The organism is Meridianimarinicoccus sp. MJW13 (genome assembly GCF_014901205.1).
In the GTDB taxonomy this organism is placed as follows: Bacteria; Pseudomonadota; Alphaproteobacteria; order Rhodobacterales; family Rhodobacteraceae; genus Meridianimarinicoccus.
The window spans coordinates 302,314-319,690 of the sequence record NZ_JACNMU010000002.1; the positions used below are offsets into that span (position 1 = coordinate 302,314).

Genomic DNA, 17,377 nt, shown 5'->3' on the forward strand with positions numbered 1-17,377 from the left:
CGGGGTCCAGTCCTTCGGGCTTCCTGCAGCGCGGCTACTCTGCAGTTTCTGGAAAAAAGCCGCCCGCACGACGCAAGATTGCGCGCCGTGCGGGTGGGTCAGCGTTCCTTGACGTAGGGCTCGCCACCTGCGCGGGGCGGGATGGCCTTGCCGACGAACCCCGCCAGAATCACCACCGTCAGGATATAGGGCAGGGCCTGCATCAGCTGCGTGGGCATGGTGACGCCCGCCAGTTCGAAGGTCTGGAAGCGGTTGCCCAGGGCCTCCAGAAGACCGAACAACAGGCAGGCGCCAAGCGCCGACCAGGGCCGCCACTTGGCAAAGATCAGGGCAGCCAGGGCGATGAAGCCGCGACCTGCACTCATGTCCTTGACGAAGCCCGCCGACAGGCCGGTGGCCAGATAGGTTCCCGCCAGCCCGCACAGCATCCCGCAGATCAGCACCGCCGAATAGCGCAGCCCGACGACCGAAACACCCGCCGTATCCACAGCGCCGGGATTCTCGCCCACGGCGCGCAGGCGCAGGCCAAACCTTGTGCGGAACAGCACGTACCAGCTGCCGAGCACGGACAAGAGGCCGACGTAGACCAGGATCGAATGCCCTGAAAGCACTTCGGAATAGAGCGGGCCAAGGATCGGCACCGACTCAATGGTGCTGGCCAGCGGCAGGTCGATGTTCTGGAACCGGGCATCGCCCTGCAGCGGCGGGGTGCGCCCGCCCAGCTTGAACCAGTTCTGCCCGATCAGCACGGTCAGCCCGACGGCCAGAAAGTTGATCGCCACGCCCGAGATCAGCTGGTTTCCCCGGAAGGTGATCGAGGCGACCCCGTGCAGGGCTGCCAGCAACAGCGAGGCGGTACAGCCGGCCGCCAGACCGACCCAGGCCGAGCCCGACACCGCCGCTGCCGCCGCCGAGAAGAAGGCCGCTGCCAGCATCTTGCCCTCAAGCCCGATGTCGAAAATGCCCGCGCGTTCGGAAAACAGCCCCGCAAGGCAGGCAAACAGCAGCGGCGTGGCCAGACGCAGGCTGGAGTCCAGTAGCTGAAGAATCGTGTTCAGATCCATCATGCCGCTCCTTTTCCAAAGCCCGAGAACAGCCGCGCCACGGGGGCCCGCACCATGTTGTCTAGCGCGCCGGTAAACAGGATCACCAGCGCCTGGATCACCACGATCATCTCGCGGCTGATGGCCGGGATCTCGAATTCCAGTTCCGCGCCGCCCTGGTAAAGCGCGCCGAACAGAACCGCGGCGATCAGCACGCCCACCGGGTGCGAACGCCCCATGAGCGCAACGGCAATCCCGACGAACCCGGCGCCCTGAACGCTGTCTATGATCAGGCGTTCCGCCTCTCCCTGCACGGCGTTGACCCCCATCAGACCGGCCAACCCGCCGGAAATCAGCATGGCGATCACGGTGATTTTCACCGGCTGGATTCCGGCATAGACCGCGGCCGGTTCGGACTGGCCAAAGGCGCGGATCTCGTATCCCAGCCGGGTCCGCCAGATCAGGAACCAGACCCCGACGCAGCAGGCCAGTGCCACGAAGAAGGCCACGTTCAGCGGGGCCGAGCGGGTGAACCCCAGCCACGCCCCGAAATCATAGGCCGTTGGCAGCCGCGCCCCTTCGATGAAGCGCGGGGTTTCGGGGGCCATCGAGCCGGGCACCTTCAACACGTTGTTCAGAAGGTAGACCAGCAAGGCCGAGGCAATGAAGTTGAACATGATCGTGGTGATCACGATGTGACTGCCGCGCTTGGCCTGCAGATAGGCCGGGATTGCCGCCCAGGCGGCCCCGAACAGCGCGCCACCAACCACTGCCGCGGGCAGCGCCAGCGTCCAATGCGGCCAGGGCAGTGCCAGGCAGACCAGCGCCACGCCCAGACCGCCCAGCATGGCCTGCCCTTCGCCGCCGATGTTGAACAGCCGGGCATGGAAGGCCACGGCCACCGCCAGCCCGGTGAAGATGAAGTTGGTCGCGTAGTACAGCGTATAGCCCCAGCCATAAGCCGAGCCGACCGCGCCCTTGATCATGATCTTCATCGCCTGCACCGGGTTTTCGCCGATATAGGCAATGACCAGCGCCGAGACGGCCAGCGCAAGCAACAGGTTGATGGCGGGGATCAGGGCCACATCGGCCCACTTCGGCATCTTGTTCATCTCAACCCGCCTTTCCGTCCATACCGGCCATCAACATGCCCAGTTCGGTCTCGTCGGTGTCGCCCGGCAGGCGCTCGCCCATGATGCGGCCGTCGAACATCACCGCGATCCTGTCCGACAGGGACAGGATCTCTTCCAGTTCGACCGAGACCAGCAGGATTGCCTTGCCCTCGTCTCGCAACTGGATCAGGCGCTGGTGAATGAACTCGATGGCGCCGATGTCCACGCCGCGGGTCGGCTGGCCCACCAGCAGCAGGTCGGGGTTCTGCTCCATCTCACGGGCCAGCACCAGTTTCTGCTGGTTGCCGCCGGAAAAGCTCTTTGCGGCCAGCCAGTTGTGCGGCGGGCGCACGTCGAAGCGCTCCATCTTGCCATCGGTGTCGGCGCGCAGGGCGGCGTTGTCCATGATGCCGCTGTGGCTGTATTCGGGGCGATGCTGATAGCCAAAGCCGGTGTTCTCCCACGCCGCGAAATCCAGGATCAGCCCCAGCTTGTGACGATCCTCCGGCACATGGGTGATGCCTGCGGCGCGGCGGGCGCGGCCGTCGCTGTCCGGGCCCGACAGGCTCAGCGGTTTGCCGTTCAGCGTGATTGTTCCCTTGGCGTCCGCAATGCCACCCAGCACCTGCAACAGTTCCGACTGGCCGTTGCCGGCCACCCCGGCAATGCCAAGGATTTCTCCCGCCCGCACGTTCAGGGACACGCCCTTCAGGCGCTCGACCCCCTTTTCGTCGGTGACCCGCAAGTCGGAAACATCCAGCACCGTGGCGCCGGGATTTGCCGGGGTCTTGTCGACGCGCAGCAGCACCTTTCGGCCCACCATCAGCTCGGCCAGTTCGGTGGGCGAGGTTTCGGCGGTCTTGACCGTGGCCGTCATTTCGCCGCGCCGCATGACGCTGACGGTGTCGGTGATCTCCATGATCTCGCGCAGCTTGTGGGTGATCAGGATGATGGTCTTGCCCTCGTCACGCAGCCCGTGAAGGATGCGGAACAGGTGGTCGGCCTCGGACGGCGTCAGCACGCCGGTGGGCTCGTCCAGAATCAGGATGTCGGCCTTGCGATACAGGGCCTTCAGGATCTCGACGCGCTGCTGGTGACCGACGCTCAGGTTTTCGATCAGGGCATCGGGGTCCACGTCCAGCGCGTATTCGCGCGACAGGTTCGTCAGTAGCGTGCGGGCCTTGGCCAGTGAGGGGCGCAGGAAAGCGCCTTCTTCGGCCCCCAGCACCACGTTTTCCAGAACGGTGAAGTTCTCGACCAGCTTGAAGTGCTGGAAGACCATCCCGATGCCGGCGCGAATGGCGGCCTGGCTGTCGGGGATCTCGGTTTTCTGTCCGCCGATGAAGATCTCGCCGGCGTCGGCCTTGTAGAAGCCGTAGAGGATCGACATCAGGGTCGATTTTCCAGCGCCGTTCTCGCCGATGATCCCGTGAATCGTGCCGCGTTCGACACGGATCGCGATGTCCTTGTTGGCCTGGACCGGACCGAAGGCTTTCGAGATGCCGCGCAGCTCGATGGCGGGGGCAGCGGAAGGGGCGGCCATGTCAGGCCGCCCCCCGGTCTGTGTTTGCGAGGTCATCTGCGCTCAGAAGGCCGGGCAGGAGCTGTCGGTGGTGTAGTCGTGCACCACGATGTCGCCCGAGATGATGCGGCCCTGGGTTTCTTCCAGCGTTGCCATCATCGATTCGGTGATGAGGGGTTCGTTGTTGTCATCCAGTGCCCAGCCGACGCCACCGTTGTTCAGGCCCATGACCTTGATGCCGGGGGTGAATTCGCCCTTCTCGAAGGTATCGAAAGCCTCGTAGACGGCGTTGTCCACGCGCTTGACCATCGAGGTCAGCACCTTGCCCGGATGCAGGTGGTTCTGGTTGCTGTCCACGCCGATGGACAGGATGCCTTCATCGGCAGCGGTTTGCAGAACACCGATGCCGGTGCCACCGGCGGCGGCATAGACCACGTCAGACCCCTGGCTGATCTGGGCGCGGGTCAGTTCGCCGCCCTTCACCGGGTCGTTCCACGCGGTGGGGGTGGTGCCGGTCATGTTGACGATGACCTTGGCGTCGGGCTTCACCGCCTTCACACCCTGTGCATAGCCACAGGCGAATTTCGAGATCAGCGGCACGTCCATCCCGCCAACGAAGCTGACGACATTGGATTCCGAGGCCATAGCGGCCAGAACGCCGACCAGATAGCTGCCTTCGTGCTCTTTGAAGACCACCGACTGCACGTTCGGCTGATCGACGACCATGTCGACGATGGTGAACATGGTTTCGGGATAGTCCGGCGCGACCTTTTCAAGGGTCGAGGCATTGGCGAAGCCCAGAACCACGACCGGGTTGGCGCCGCTTTCGGCCATGCGGCGCATGGATTGCTCGCGCTGCGCTTCGGATTGCAGTTCGGTTTCCTTGTAGGCGCCACCGGAGTCTTTCAGCCACCGCTGCGCCCCGTTATAGGCGCTTTCGTTGAAGGATTTGTCGAACTTGCCACCCAGATCGATGATCAGCCCCGGCTCCGCCAGCGCGGCGGTCATGCTCAGGGTCAGGGCGGTGCCCGCTCCGAAAAGCGTTTTCATGAAGGTCATTGCAGTCTCCCAACTATTGGACTTCTGCCGCGCAAAACGGCACGCCGCGCCTTGTTGCGGCGCGGTCTTGCCAGAAGTAGGCCGCAGCAGCGGAGAGGGGTCAACAGGTTTCTGCGGTTTGCCAAGCGGTTGCTGCCCAAAACGCCGGGGCAGGGCGGGGGCAGACACGGCGATCGCCTATACGATGGTCCGGGTCATCACCACCGCGTCGATCTTCGAACCATCGGGGGCAGTGTAGTACCGGGGTCGCAGCCCCACGCGGGCAAGGCCGCACCCGTCGTACAGGGCGAGCGCGGCGGCATTGTCCGCCGCGACCTCGAGAAACGCCTGTGTCGCGCCGCGCTCACGGGCCGTATCGATGAAGCGCGCCATCAGCGCCCGTCCGATCCCCGCGCGTCGGCAGGCCGGGTTGACGGCAAGGGTCAGAAGTTCGGCCTCATCCGCGATCACGCGGCCCAGGGCGAAGCCTGACGGGTGCGGTTCCAGAAACACCGCAGGCTGGGCCAGCAACCCGGCAAACTCGACCGCCCGCCAAGGGCGGGGCGTGGTGAAACATGCCGCGTGCAGATCCGCCAGCGTGTCTGGCGTCATGAGAGGATTTTCGGGGGCGGATCGCTGGCCGGGGCCGCGTCGGCTGCCCGCAGGTACAGGGGCGACGGGCGCGGGCTGTCGGCAGGTGCGCGGGCGGCGATGGTTGCGATGGCCACCGCCAACAGGTGCGGCGGGGGGGTGATGGGCCTGTTCAGGCTTTCGGCTTGCACCGCAAGATCGACGCCCAGCAACGAAGCGTCTGCGGGAAGCGCCAGCGTGGCCAGATCTGCGGCGGTGTGCAGGGCGGGGGGGTGAGGGCCGTCCGGCAGAAACGTCTGCACATAGGCGCTGCCGCGCGGGGCCGCGACCAGCGAGACCGCCGGGCGGGGGGCGTCCAGCACCTGCGCCTCAAGACGGCTGACCCCGATGGCTGGTATGCCCAGCGACAAGGCCAGGCCGCGCGCCGCCGAGACCGCGATGCGGATGCCGGTGAAATTGCCGGGACCGACGCCGACGCCAAGACGTGTCAGGTCGGCCCATGTCAGCCCGGTTTGGGCCAACCCGTCCTCAAGCAGGGGAAAAAGCTGTTCGGCCTGGCCGCGCGCGCCGTGCCAATCCCCCTGCCAAAGCACCTCGCCGCCCCGAAGCAGGGCGGCGGCGCAGAACGGACCTGAGGTGTCGAAGGCCAGGATCGGCCCGCTGTCGCGCATCGGTTCAGACGGCGACGGGGCGCACTTCCACCACTTCGGGGATATAGTGGCGCAGCAGGTTCTCGATGCCCATCTTCAGCGTCAGCGTGGACGAGGGGCACCCGGCGCAGGCGCCCTGCATATGCAGGTAGACGATGCCGCGATCAAAACCGTGGAAGGTGATGTCGCCGCCATCCTGCGCTACGGCGGGCCGCACGCGGGTGTCCAGCAATTCCTTGATCTGGCCGACGATTTCCGAATCCGGACCGTCATGCGCGGCATGGCCGGCGTTCTCGGCAGCGCCGTCCAGCGTCGCGTCACCGGACTGGAAATGCTCCATCACCGCGCCCAGCACGGCGGGCTTCAGGTGATCCCATTCGACGCCGTCTTTCTTGGTGACGGTGACGAAATCGGCGCCCAGGAAGACCGCGGTGACGCCCTCGACCGCGAAGATGCGGCGCGCCAGCGGGGATTTCGCGGCGCTGTCGGCCTCGGGGAAGTCGGCTGTGCCGCTTTCCAGAACCGCCATGCCGGGCAGGAACTTCAGGGTCGCGGGATTCGGGGTGGATTCGGTTTGAATGAACATGGCAAAGCCTCCGTTGCGCCTGATATGCGGCTAGAGCCGCGCGAAGTCAATGTTTGGAATGATTCCAAACTGGCGTCAGGTCACGCTTTCCAGTTGTTCCTTGGACATGTTGCCCGGCACCACGGTGAAGGGAATGGGCACCTGTGCCGCGGATTTGGTCATATGCGAGATCAGCGGACCGGGGCCGCTTTTCTCGGTACCCGCGCCCAGCACCAGAACCCCGATTTCGGGATTGTCGTGGATCTGAGCCAGCACTTCCTTGAACAGGTCGCCTTCGCGGATTACCAGGGTCGGATCGACGCCCTGCTTGTCGCGCATCCATTTGGCAAACACCTCGAAATGCGCAGTGATCCGTTCGCGGGCTTCTTCCCGCATGATGTCGCCCACGCCGACCCAATGGTTGAACTCGTCCGGCGGGATCACCGACAGGATCTCGACCCCGCCGCCGGTCTTGGCAGCACGCATGGCGGCAAAGCGCATGGCATTAAGACATTCCTGGCTGTCGTCGAGCACGACGAGAAAGGTACGCATGATGGATCCCCTGCTATCGGCGCCATGATGCCGCCTTTGTGCGCCAAGGCAAGGGAGGGCCGGGATATTTTCCGCTCAATTGGCCAGCAGATCGTCCAGATCGAGACGCCGGGTGTACATGGCAAGCTGGCCATCGGCATCGCGTGGCCATTCGGCGCGCGGCCGGTCCCAGTAAAGCTCGATCCCGTTACCGTCGGGATCGCTGAGATAGATCGCTTCGCTGACGCCATGATCCGAGGCCCCGTCCAGCGGCACACCGGCATCCACCATGCGCCGCACCACGCGGGCCAGTTCGACGCGGGTGGGGTACAGGAACGCCACATGAAACAGGCCGGTGTGCCGGACCGGCGCCGGGGTGCCACCTTCGCTGTGCCATGTGTTCAGCGCGATATGGTGATGATAGCTGCCCCATGACAGGAAGGCGACCGTGCGCCCGTCGGTGGCCTGCACCTCCAGCCCCAGAAGATCGGCATAGAAACGCACGGCGCGCTCAAGATCCGCCACTTTCAGATGGACGTGGCCGATGCGCGGCGTGGGAAGCGGGGCAGAGGTCATGGCGGTCTCCTGACACTTCAGACAGCCTAGGCCGGGCGCGGGGACCGTGTATATAGCGCGTCCTGCACGCCCCTCTGTGCGGGGACGCGCAGGATATCGGGGTCAGGTCAGCAGGCCGACGATCTCGTAGGCGCGTTTCAGGATCGGCTGGGCGATCTCGTCGGCCCGTTCCGCGCCATCGGCCAGAATGCGGTCGATCTCGGCGGGATCCTGCATCAGCCGGGACATTTCTCCGGTGATCGGCGACAGCTTGGCAACCGCCAGTTCGGCCAGCGCCGGCTTGAATTCGGAAAATGTCTTGCCGCCATGGTCGGCCATCACCGCATCGACGGGGATATCGGCCAGACCGGCGTAGATGTTGACCAGGTTGCGCGCCTCGGGCCGCTCGGCCAGGCCCTCGGCGCTTTCGGGCAGGGGCTCGGGGTCGGTCTTGGCCTTGCGGATCTTCTTGGCGATGGTGTCGGCATCGTCGGTGAGGTTGATGCGGCTCATGTCCGAGGGATCGGATTTCGACATTTTCTTAGAGCCGTCGCGCAGGCTCATCACCCGCGTGGCCGCGCCTTCGATCACCGGTTCGGTGATCGGGAAGAAATCGACGCCATAGTCGTTGTTGAACTTCATGGCGATGTCGCGGGTCAGCTCAAGGTGCTGCTTCTGATCCTCGCCCACGGGCACCTGTGTGGCATGATAGACCAGAATATCGGCAGCCATCAGGTTGGGATAGGCGAACAGCCCGGTCGAGGCCGCCTCGCGGTTCTTGCCCGCCTTGTCCTTGAACTGGGTCATCCGGTTCAACCAGCCCATGCGCGCCACGCAGTTGAACAGCCATGCCATCTGGGCATGGGCAGGCACGCGCGCCTGATTGAACAGGATCGACTTTTTCGGGTCCAGACCGCTGGCCAGGTATCCTGCCGCCAGTTCCCGCGTCGCGCGGGTCAGATCGGCCGGGTCCTGCCAGACCGTGATCGCGTGCAGATCGACGATGCAATACAGGGTCTGGATGCCGCTGTCCTGCATGTCGACAAAGCGTTTCACCGCGCCCAGGTAATTGCCCAGTTGCAGGTGGTTGGTCGGCTGGATTCCCGAAAAGACCCGCGGGGTGAAGGCGGCGTTCGGGGCTTCGGCCGGGGTGGACTGCGTTTGGACCGCATCCGTCATGGGGGTTCTCCGTCTGGATTTCCGTGCACGGCTCGCTTATCTGCGGGGCCGGATGCCGTCAATCAAGGAACACCCATGGAACCCGCCCGCCCCGTCAATCCCTTGCCCGCAGCGGTGATCGCGCTGGCCGCCGTCGTGTTCGGCGTCGAAGTGCTGTTCACCCTGGCCGAGCGGGGTCTGCTGGGCGGCCCCGGCGGCATTGGTCTGCGCACCCGCGCGGTCGAGAATTACGCCTTCTTCGGTCAGGCGCTGGACTGGATGGTGGTCAATCTGAAGTTCCCGCCGGACCTGATGGTGCGGTTCGTCACCTATCCGCTGCTGCATCTCAGCTTTACCCACGCGATGTTCGTCTGCGTCTTTCTGCTGGCCATGGGCAAGATGGTGGGCGAGGCTTTGGGCAACGTGGCAGTCTTTGCCATCTTCTTCGGCGCGTCGATCGGCGGGGCGCTGGCTTATGGTCTGCTGCTGAACGAGGATTTCCCGCTGGTGGGCGGTTATCCCGGCGTCTACGGGCTGATCGGCGGCTACACCTTCCTGATGTGGGTCCAGGCGAAGTTCCTGCGCCAGAACCAGTTGCAGGCGTTCCGGCTGATCGGCCTGCTGATGGCGATCCAGCTTCTGTTCGGGCTGCTGTTCGGCGGCCAGAAGGATTGGGTGGCCGATGTGGCGGGGTTTGCCAGCGGCTTCGGCCTGTCCTTCCTGCTGGTGCCGGGTGGCTGGGCCAAGCTGCGCGCGGCGTTGCGGCGGCGCTGAGGCTCAGCGACCGCGCCGGAAGGCCGACTTCAACTCGCGCAGGGTCAGCGCGCCCAGCAGGTGGGCGGCGGCGAAATAGCTGACGATCCCGGCCCCGATCAGCAGGGCCAGCGCGCCATAGCGCAGGCCCGCGGTGTGCAATGCGCCCTGCAACCCCTGCGCCAGCGCCCAAAGCACGGCCCCCATCAGAATCGAGGCCAGCAATTGCCGGGGCACGGCGCGGCGGAAGCGGTCGTCAAAGCGGGCGACCTCGCCCATTGTGCTGGTGCCGCGCCACAGGAAGACCACCATGGCCCAGCCCGCCAGCGTGGTGCCAAGGGCAGCGGCGGGCCAGCCGATCACCGGCGACAGGCCAATGGCGCAGCCGGCATTGACCAGCATCGCCCAGACCGCGAAGCGGAACGGGCTGCGGGTGTCCGAGCGGGCGAAATACAGCGGTTGCAGCACCTTTTGCAACACGAAGGCGGGCAGGCCCAACCCGTAGATCGCGGCGGCCAGCGCGGTGCCCTGGCTGTCAGCGGCAGTGAACTTGCCGCGTTCGAACAGGACCGAGACCATCGGTTCGGCAATCACCAGCAGGGCGACCGCCGCAGGCAGGGTGAGGGCCAGCGAAATCTCTCCGGCACGACTGAGCGCGGCGCGGCCCCCGGCGGCGTCATCGGCGGCCAGACGGCGCGACAGGTCGGGCAGCAGGACGATGCCCACGGCAATGCCCACGACGCCCAGCGGCAATTGGTACAGCCGGTCGGCGGTGTACATCCAGTCCATCGCCTTGTCGAAATAGCTGGCCACCTGCCGCCCGATCAGCAGGTTGATCTGCACCACCCCCGAGGCCAGCGCCGCCGGTGCCGCGACAATCGCCAGTTGCCGGATCTCTGGGGTGAAGCGCGGCATCGCGGGCCGCATGGTGAAGCCGGCCTTGCGCGCCGCGCTCCAGACCAGCGCGAATTGCGCCACGCCAGCAACGGGTACTGCCCAGATCAGCGCGCGGGCAACCTCGCCGCCCAGCCAGAGCGCCAGGCTCATGAAGGCGATGAAAATCACGTTCAGCAGCACCGGGGCGGCAGCGGCGGCCACGAAGCGGCCCGAGGCGTTCAGCACCCCCGACAGCATCGCCGCCAGCGCGATGAAGAAGATATAGGGAAAGGCGATGCGTCCGAAGCCGACCGCCAGATCGAATTGCTCCTGCCCGGCGAAACCGGACGCCATGGCATAGACCAGCCCCGGCATGGCCAGTTGCGCGATCAACGTCAGGACCAGCACTACGCTGGCCAGCGCCGCAAAGGCCTCCTGCGCGAAATCGGCCGGGCGGTCGCCGGTTTCCAGCCGCCGCGAGAACATCGGCACGAAGGCCATGTTGAAGGCGCCCTCGGCAAAGAAGCGGCGGAACATGTTGGGCAGCGAGAACGCCACGATGAAGGCCTGATAGGCCGGGCCAGTGCCCAGAAGCGCCACGATCATCGCGTCGCGGACAAAGCCCAGCACCCGGCTGGCCATGGTCCAGCCGCCGACGGTCAGCAGTCCGCTCAGCAGCCTGATGGGCTTCATTGCGCGGCGGCCTTGCTGGCACCCTGTTCGATGGCGTGCAGCAGCTTTTTTTCAAGGTTTTCCAGCTTGGTCTGGCCCATCAACTTCAGCCCGAACATGTCCTTGACGTAGAAGCTGTCCACCGCCTGCGTGCCATAAGTCGCGATCTGCGCCGAAGACAGGTAGATATTGTTGTTGGCCAGCGTCCGGGCGATGTCATACAGCAGTCCCGGCCGGTCGCGGGTGTCGACTTCGATGATGGTGTAGATGTCCGAGCCTTCGTTGTCGAAAGAGACCGAGGTCGGATGCCGGAAGGCCTTTTCCCGTTTCTTGATCTTGTCGCGCTTGACCATGGCCTCGCCCGCCACGATCTCGCCGCCCAGGGTCTTGTGGATCATCGATTTCAGCCGGCCCAGCCGGTCGACTTCATAGGGATGGCCGTCGGCATCCTGGATCCAGAAGGCAGCGGTGGCATAGCCGTCCTTGGTGGTGAAGGTGCGCGCGTCCACCACGTTGGCCCCCACCAGCGCCAGAGAACCTGCCAGCCGGGCAAAGATGCCGGGATGGTCGGCCATGACGAAACAGACGCGGGTGGCGTCGCGGTCCACGTCCTCGTGCAGGTCGATGCGCACCTCGTCATCCGTCAGCCCGTCCAGCAGATTGGCCATGACCACCTGCGTTTCGGTCTGCAGACCCTGCCAGTACGGACCGTAGTGGCGGCTGGTCTCGCGCCGCAGCCTGGCCTTGTCCCAATCGGCCAGTGCCTCGCGCAGCGCCTTCTTGGCATCGCTTTCGCGGGACACGCGATTGACGTCCTCCAACCCGGTCGACAGTGCCTCGGTGGTCTGGCGGTAGAGGTTGCGCAGCAGCATGGCCTTCCAGTTGTTCCAGACCCCCGGACCGACCCCGCGAATGTCGCAGGAGGTCAGCACCAGCAGCAGGTCAAGCCGCTTCTGGGTCTTCACCGCCTTGGCAAAGTCGCGCACCGTGCGCGGATCGGACAGGTCCCGCTTTTGTGCCATGTCGGACATCAGCAGGTGATGGCGGACCAGCCACTCCACGGTTTCGCAGTCCTTGGGCTTCAGCCCCAGACGCGGCGCCACGCGGCGGGCCACGCGCGCGCCCAGCAGCGAATGATCCTCGGGCCGGCCCTTGCCGATGTCGTGCAGCAACAGGGCCAGATACAGAACCCGGCGGTTGATGCCGTCCTCGACGATCCGGGTCGAGATCGGAAGCTCGTCCTTCAACTCGCCCTTTTCGACCTGGCACAGGTTCTCGATGCAGATGATGGTGTGCTCGTCGACGGTATAGTGGTGATACATGTTGAACTGCATCATCCCGACCACCGTCTGAAACTCGGGGATGAAGGCGCCCAGCAGGCCGGATTCCTTCATCCGCCGCAAGGCGCGGCCCGGATTGTTGCGTTTCAGCAGGCAGCTCAGGAAGATCTTGGATGCCAGCGGGTCGCGGCGCACGGTGTCGTCGATCAGATCCAGGTTGGCTGAAACCGCGCGCACGGCGTCCGGGTGCAGCTTGTAGCCAGTACGCAGCGCCTCGTCGAACAGCCGCAACAGGTTCACCGGATCGCTCAGGAATTCCTTCTCGTCCTGAATGTTGATCCGCCCGTGCACGATCTTGTAGCCCTGCTTGACCCGCTTGCGGCGCTGGAACAGGCCGGCAAGGGTGGGCATCCGCCGGATGTGGTCGGCCTCCATCGCGGTCAGCAGCACGCGGGTCAGGTCGCCGACGCGGGTGGCGTGGCGAAAATAGTCCTGCATGAAGATCTCGACGCCCCGGCGCCCGGCGCGATCCTTGTAGCCCAAGCGGTCGGCGACCTCGACCTGCAGGTCGAACGTCAGTTGATCCATAGCCCGCCCGGTGATCAGGTGCAGCTGGTTGCGCACCGCCCAGAGAAAATTCTCGGCGCGCTGGAAATAGCCGAACTCCTCGCGGGTGAAGAGGCCAAGATTGACCAGTTCGGCCGGGCGGTCGACGCCGTGGACGTATTTGGCGATCCAGAACAGCGCCTGAAGATCGCGCAGGCCGCCCTTGGCTTCCTTGACGTTGGGTTCCACCACGTAGCGATGGCCGCCCTGTTTCGAGTGCCGGGCTTCGCGCTCGGACATCTTGGATTCGATGAAATCGCCGGCGGTGTTCGAAAACAGCTCCTTGCGGAGTCGCTTTTTCAACTCTTGTGCCAGTGGCTGGTGCCCGGCCAGATAGCGGCTTTCCAGCAGGGCAGTGCGGATGGTGTGATCATCCTTGCCCAGACGCAGGCATTCATTGACGGTGCGGCTGGCGTGGCCGACCTTCAGGCGCAGGTCCCACAGCATGTAGAGCATCGATTCGATGACACTCTCGGCCCAGGGGGTCAGCTTCCAGGGGGTCAGGAACAGCAGGTCGACGTCGGAAAAGGGCGCCATCTCGGCGCGGCCATAGCCGCCCACGGCAACCAGTGCGAGGCCTTCCCAGGTGTCCGCAGAGGTGGCCGGATGCAGCACGTTGGTGGCCAGCAGGAAGGTGCTGCACACCACGCAGTCGGTCAGATAGGCATAGGCGCGCACGGCCGGACCCGCGTCCAGCGGTCGCTTGGCGATGGCCTCGGCTATGACGGCGCGGCCGTGCTTCATTTGCGCCGACAGAAGGCCCACGGTGGCGTTGCGCAAGGTTTTCGCGTCCGCCGAATCCTCGGCAAGCTGATGCAGCGCCGCCGCCACCGCCTGCCGGTCGAAGATGTTCTCGGGCGGGGCGATCAGGTTCAGGCTGTCGGGCGCGGCCGGAACGCAAAAGCGGTCGGCCGTGCTGTCAGGTGTTGTGTCGGACAAAAGTCAGTCTGCTTAAAAACCGGCGGCGCCAAAGGACTTCGGCGCCGGGTCAAGGATGCGCACGGCCTTGTTCTGGATGGTGGCCACGGACAGCGCGCGCTGGTTGCTGCCGTTTTGCAGGAAGCGGAACACGCCGCTGGCCCCGGCAAAGCCGCGCGACTGGGTGAAGCTGGAGGGGCTGAGCCCGTTGTTCGACCCGGCCAGCGCGCCAACGGCGGCGATGCCGTCATATCCCAGACCGGCGATGCTGTGCGGTGCCGCGCCAAAGGCCGTGGAATAGCGGCTGGAGAACTGGTTGAGGGCCTGCGTGTCCGGCAGTGCGAACCAGCCGCCCTGAACGCCCGGCAGCGCCAGTGCCGAGGCCGGCACGTCCCAGCGGGTCAGGCCGATGTACTGGATGCTTTCCGGCGTCAGCCCCTGTTCCGGCAGAAGCTGGGTGATGATCGGCAGGGCGGTGTCGGTGTTCGAGGTCAGGAACAGGGCACTGGCACCGCTGGCCTGGGTCTGGGCCACGATGCGGGGTGCCGCGGCGACCACGCCTTCCTGCGACATGGCAAAGCTCTCGCTGCCAGCGATGCGGATACCATAATCCTGCGCGGCGCGCACGATGGCATCGCGGCCGATCTGTTCGGCGGTGGTCTGGCCGTTGACCACCATCACGCTGTCGATGCCCTGTTTCTTGGCATACCCCATCATGCGGCGGGCCGTGTTGTCGAAGGTGGCACCCAGCACGAAGACATTGCCGCCCGCGATATCGCCATTGTTGGAGAAGCTCAGCACGGCGGTGTTGGTGCCGGCCACCGCGACGCCGACAGCGGCGGCGGCTTCGGCAAACAGCGGGCCGACGATCACGTCGGCGCCTTCGGCAACCGCATTGCGGGCCATGTTGGCGGCCTGGTTGGCATTGCCGGCGGTGTCATAGACCCGAAGGTCGATTTCGGTGCCTTCCAGGTCCGCCACCGCCAGCTTGGCGGCATTGACCAGCGACTGGGCCAGGAAGGCGACATTGCCGTCCGCCGATCCGCTGGGCACCAGAAGCGCGACCTGCGCCTTGCCGCCACGCCCTCCCGAGGTGATCGCCGTCGGATCACAGGCGGCCAGCGCCACCAGTGCGACGCCCATGGTGATGAATTTCGAAAGCTTGCGGATGATGCCGCCACCGGTCTTGGTCATGGAAACCCTCTTCCAAACTGGCCGGGGCAGACCTTGCAGGGGCCCCCGCGCTCCTCTACGCCTTTCCTACGCATCAATGAACTCGGGGCCAACCTTGAATTATCGCGTCACGCCGCTGCAGCCGGGGCTTTACCTGGTCGCGACCCCGATCGGGACCGCACGCGATATTACCCTGCGGGCGCTGGATATCCTGGCCTCGGCAGAGATTCTGGTGGCCGAGGACACCCGCAGCCTGAAGAAACTGCTGGCCATCCACGGCGTGCCGCTGGGCGATCGTCCGGTCTGGTCCTACCACGATCACAGCGGTGCCGGGACGCGGGCCAAGCTGGTCGAGGCGGTGAAACAGGGGCGCAGCGTGGCCTATGCGTCCGAGGCGGGCACGCCGATGGTCTCGGATCCCGGCTTTGACCTGGCGCGCGAGATGATCGCCGCGGATCTTCCGCTGACCGGCGCGCCGGGGCCGTCGGCGGCCATCGCGGCGCTGCTGTTGTCGGGGCTGCCCACCGACCGCTTTCTGTTTCTTGGCTTTCTGCCGCCGAAATCCACGGCCCGGAAAAAGGCGCTGGCCGAGGTGTCGCAGGTGCCGTGCAGCCTTGTGATCTACGAATCGCCCAAACGGGTTCACGCGTTGTTAAACGATCTGCGCGATGTCTTGGGAAGCAGCCGTCCTGCCGCCCTGTGCCGCGAACTGACCAAGCGCTTTGAAGAAGTTGTACGGGCACCGCTGGATGACCTGGCCGCAGAACTGATCGACCGCACCATCAAGGGCGAATGCGTGGTCATTGTCGGCCCACCGGGGGCCGCAGAGTGGACGGAGGACGATATGCGCAAGGCGTTGGCGGAAGCCCTGAAAACCCAATCCGTGCGCGATGCTGCGGCGTTCGTCGCCGCGCAATATGGCCTGCCTCGAAAAGCAGCCTACCAGATGGCCCTGAGCATGGACAAAGAGTCATGAGCGGGGCGCTGGCGGTTCATGCCGGACTGGCGGCCGAGGAGAGTGTCGCTGATTGCTATCGCAACAACGGATACCTGATGCGGGATCGCCGCTGGAAACGCCGGGGCGGCGAGATCGATCTGGTGATGAGCGATGGCAAGACAGTGGTTTTCATCGAAGTGAAAAAGGCCCGCAGTTTCGCGCAAGCCGCCGAATCGCTGCGGCCCGCCCAGATGCGCCGGTTGACTCGCACGGCGCAGACCTACCTTGGGCAACTCCCCGGTGGTCAGGACACGGATTGTCGTTTCGACGTGGCGTTGGTCGACGACGTCGGCCGGGTCGAAATCCTTCCCAACGCGTTTATCTAGGCCTAGCCATTGCAGCCCCGCTGACGATGCGGCATGCAGTCCCCAGACACACCAACAGGGGGTTGCCGCATGAAAATCGCCTTCCAGATGGATCCGATCCAATCGGTAGACATCAACGCCGACAGCAGTTTCCGCCTTGCGGAAGAGGCGCAGGCGCGGGGCCACGAGTTGTTCTTCTACCTGCCCGACACGCTGACCTATGCCGATGGTGGTATTCGCGTGCGCGGAAACCCTTTCACCGTGCAACGCGTTCAAGGTGACCATGCGCAGCTTGGGCCGGAAGAAACACGCGCGCTGAGCGATTTCGACGTGGTCTGGCTGCGCCAGGATCCGCCCTTCGACATGGGCTATATCACCACGACGCATCTGCTGGATCGCGTGCATCCGGAAACGCTGGTGGTGAATGATCCATTCTGGGTGCGCAACTATCCCGAAAAATTACTGGTGCTGCAGTTCCCCGACCTTATCCCCGCCACGACGATCACCCGCGATCTGGCCGAGTTGCGTGCCTTCAAGGCGCAGCATGGCGACATCATCGTGAAACCCTTGTTCGGAAACGGTGGCGCCGGGGTGTTCCGCTTGCGCCCGGATGACGGCAACCTTGCCTCGCTGCACGAGACATTCACCGGTCTCAACAACGAGCCACTGATCGCGCAGGAGTACCTTCCGGCGGTGAAGCAGGGTGACAAACGGGTGATCCTGGTCGATGGCGAGCCGATCGGAGCCATCAATCGCGTTCCCCAGAAGGGCGAGACCCGGTCCAACATGCACGTGGGCGGGCGGGCTGAGCCCGCGACCCTGACCGACCGGGACCGTGAAATCTGTGCCGCCATCGGGCCGGTGTTGCGCGACAATGGCCAGATTTTTGTTGGCATTGACGTGATCGGCGACAAGCTGACCGAGATCAACCTGACCTCGCCCACCGGCTTGCAAGAGCTGGAGCGGTTCAATGGCATCAACGCCGCCGCCGGGATCTGGGCGGCCATTGAGGCGCGGCGGGGCTGAACCCCG

At 65.1% G+C, this 17,377-nt stretch carries 17 protein-coding genes; 4 read left to right on the forward strand and 13 right to left on the reverse strand.

The annotated features are described in order from the left end of the window. Nucleotides 1–98 precede the first annotated feature (98 nt). The 10 genes from H8B03_RS04440 to trpS all read right to left on the reverse strand — a co-directional run bounded on the left by H8B03_RS04440 (nucleotide 99) and on the right by trpS (nucleotide 8,786). Entirely contained in the window at nucleotides 99–1,067 is a 969-nt protein-coding gene (locus H8B03_RS04440) for an ABC transporter permease (RefSeq protein ID WP_193140527.1), read from the reverse strand. Further along, nucleotides 1,064–2,155, reverse strand: coding sequence for an ABC transporter permease (locus tag H8B03_RS04445; protein ID WP_193140528.1), 1,092 nt, complete (start codon nucleotides 2,153–2,155; stop codon nucleotides 1,064–1,066). Before H8B03_RS04445 ends, H8B03_RS04440 begins: the two co-directional genes overlap by 4 nt. A 1-nt stretch (nucleotide 2,156) precedes the next feature. Continuing rightward, entirely contained in the window at nucleotides 2,157–3,698 is a 1,542-nt protein-coding gene (locus H8B03_RS04450) for an ABC transporter ATP-binding protein (protein WP_226925688.1), read from the reverse strand. A 42-nt stretch (nucleotides 3,699–3,740) separates the two neighbouring features. Continuing rightward, nucleotides 3,741–4,736, reverse strand: coding sequence for a BMP family protein (locus H8B03_RS04455; protein ID WP_193140530.1), 996 nt, complete (start codon nucleotides 4,734–4,736; stop codon nucleotides 3,741–3,743). A gap of 177 nt (nucleotides 4,737–4,913) precedes the next feature. Continuing rightward, on the reverse strand, nucleotides 4,914–5,327 hold the full coding sequence (gene rimI, locus H8B03_RS04460) for a ribosomal protein S18-alanine N-acetyltransferase (protein ID WP_193140531.1): 414 nt from the start codon (nucleotides 5,325–5,327) through the stop codon (nucleotides 4,914–4,916). Beyond that, entirely contained in the window at nucleotides 5,324–5,977 is a 654-nt protein-coding gene (gene tsaB / locus H8B03_RS04465; protein ID WP_193140532.1) for a tRNA (adenosine(37)-N6)-threonylcarbamoyltransferase complex dimerization subunit type 1 TsaB, read from the reverse strand. Before tsaB ends, rimI begins: the two co-directional genes overlap by 4 nt. Nucleotides 5,978–5,981: 4 nt before the next feature. Then, entirely contained in the window at nucleotides 5,982–6,542 is a 561-nt protein-coding gene (locus H8B03_RS04470) for a NifU family protein (protein ID WP_193140533.1), read from the reverse strand. Nucleotides 6,543–6,617: 75 nt separating this feature from the next. Next, nucleotides 6,618–7,073 carry a universal stress protein gene (locus H8B03_RS04475; protein WP_193140534.1) on the reverse strand — a complete coding sequence of 152 codons (456 nt, stop codon included), beginning with the start codon at nucleotides 7,071–7,073 and terminating at the stop codon, nucleotides 6,618–6,620. A 75-nt stretch (nucleotides 7,074–7,148) separates the two neighbouring features. Beyond that, nucleotides 7,149–7,628 (reverse strand): VOC family protein, encoded by a 480-nt coding sequence (locus H8B03_RS04480; RefSeq protein WP_193140535.1) that lies wholly within the window; start codon nucleotides 7,626–7,628, stop codon nucleotides 7,149–7,151. Nucleotides 7,629–7,730: 102 nt separating this feature from the next. After that, complete coding sequence (gene trpS, locus H8B03_RS04485; protein WP_193140536.1) at nucleotides 7,731–8,786, reverse strand: tryptophan--tRNA ligase; 1,056 nt, start codon at nucleotides 8,784–8,786, stop codon at nucleotides 7,731–7,733. A 75-nt stretch (nucleotides 8,787–8,861) separates the two neighbouring features. On the opposite strand from trpS, the gene H8B03_RS04490 reads away from it, so the two are divergent. Then, complete coding sequence (locus tag H8B03_RS04490; protein ID WP_193140537.1) at nucleotides 8,862–9,539, forward strand: rhomboid family intramembrane serine protease; 678 nt, start codon at nucleotides 8,862–8,864, stop codon at nucleotides 9,537–9,539. Between the two features lie 3 nt (nucleotides 9,540–9,542). Here H8B03_RS04490 and murJ read toward each other — a convergent pair whose 3' ends face one another. Genes murJ through H8B03_RS04505 form a run of 3 tightly spaced genes read right to left on the reverse strand, consistent with a single transcriptional unit; the run spans nucleotide 9,543 to nucleotide 15,064 of the window. After that, nucleotides 9,543–11,087 carry a murein biosynthesis integral membrane protein MurJ gene (murJ, locus tag H8B03_RS04495; protein WP_193140538.1) on the reverse strand — a complete coding sequence of 515 codons (1,545 nt, stop codon included), beginning with the start codon at nucleotides 11,085–11,087 and terminating at the stop codon, nucleotides 9,543–9,545. Next, a complete protein-coding gene (locus H8B03_RS04500) occupies nucleotides 11,084–13,891 on the reverse strand; it encodes a [protein-PII] uridylyltransferase (protein WP_226925689.1) in 2,808 nt (935 codons plus the stop codon). Before H8B03_RS04500 ends, murJ begins: the two co-directional genes overlap by 4 nt. 12 nt (nucleotides 13,892–13,903) lie before the next feature. Then, complete coding sequence (locus tag H8B03_RS04505) at nucleotides 13,904–15,064, reverse strand: penicillin-binding protein activator (RefSeq protein WP_193140539.1); 1,161 nt, start codon at nucleotides 15,062–15,064, stop codon at nucleotides 13,904–13,906. A 94-nt stretch (nucleotides 15,065–15,158) separates the two neighbouring features. Here H8B03_RS04505 and rsmI point away from each other — a divergent pair, with 94 nt between their 5' ends. From rsmI to gshB, 3 genes are all read left to right on the forward strand, one after another. Further along, entirely contained in the window at nucleotides 15,159–16,019 is an 861-nt protein-coding gene (rsmI, locus tag H8B03_RS04510) for a 16S rRNA (cytidine(1402)-2'-O)-methyltransferase (protein WP_226925690.1), read from the forward strand. Next, nucleotides 16,016–16,366 (forward strand): YraN family protein, encoded by a 351-nt coding sequence (locus tag H8B03_RS04515; RefSeq protein WP_193140541.1) that lies wholly within the window; start codon nucleotides 16,016–16,018, stop codon nucleotides 16,364–16,366. The genes rsmI and H8B03_RS04515 overlap by 4 nt, the downstream gene beginning before the upstream one ends. Before the next feature lie 69 nt (nucleotides 16,367–16,435). Further along, on the forward strand, nucleotides 16,436–17,371 hold the full coding sequence (gshB, locus tag H8B03_RS04520) for a glutathione synthase (protein WP_193140542.1): 936 nt from the start codon (nucleotides 16,436–16,438) through the stop codon (nucleotides 17,369–17,371). The last annotated feature ends 6 nt before the right edge of the window (nucleotides 17,372–17,377 follow it).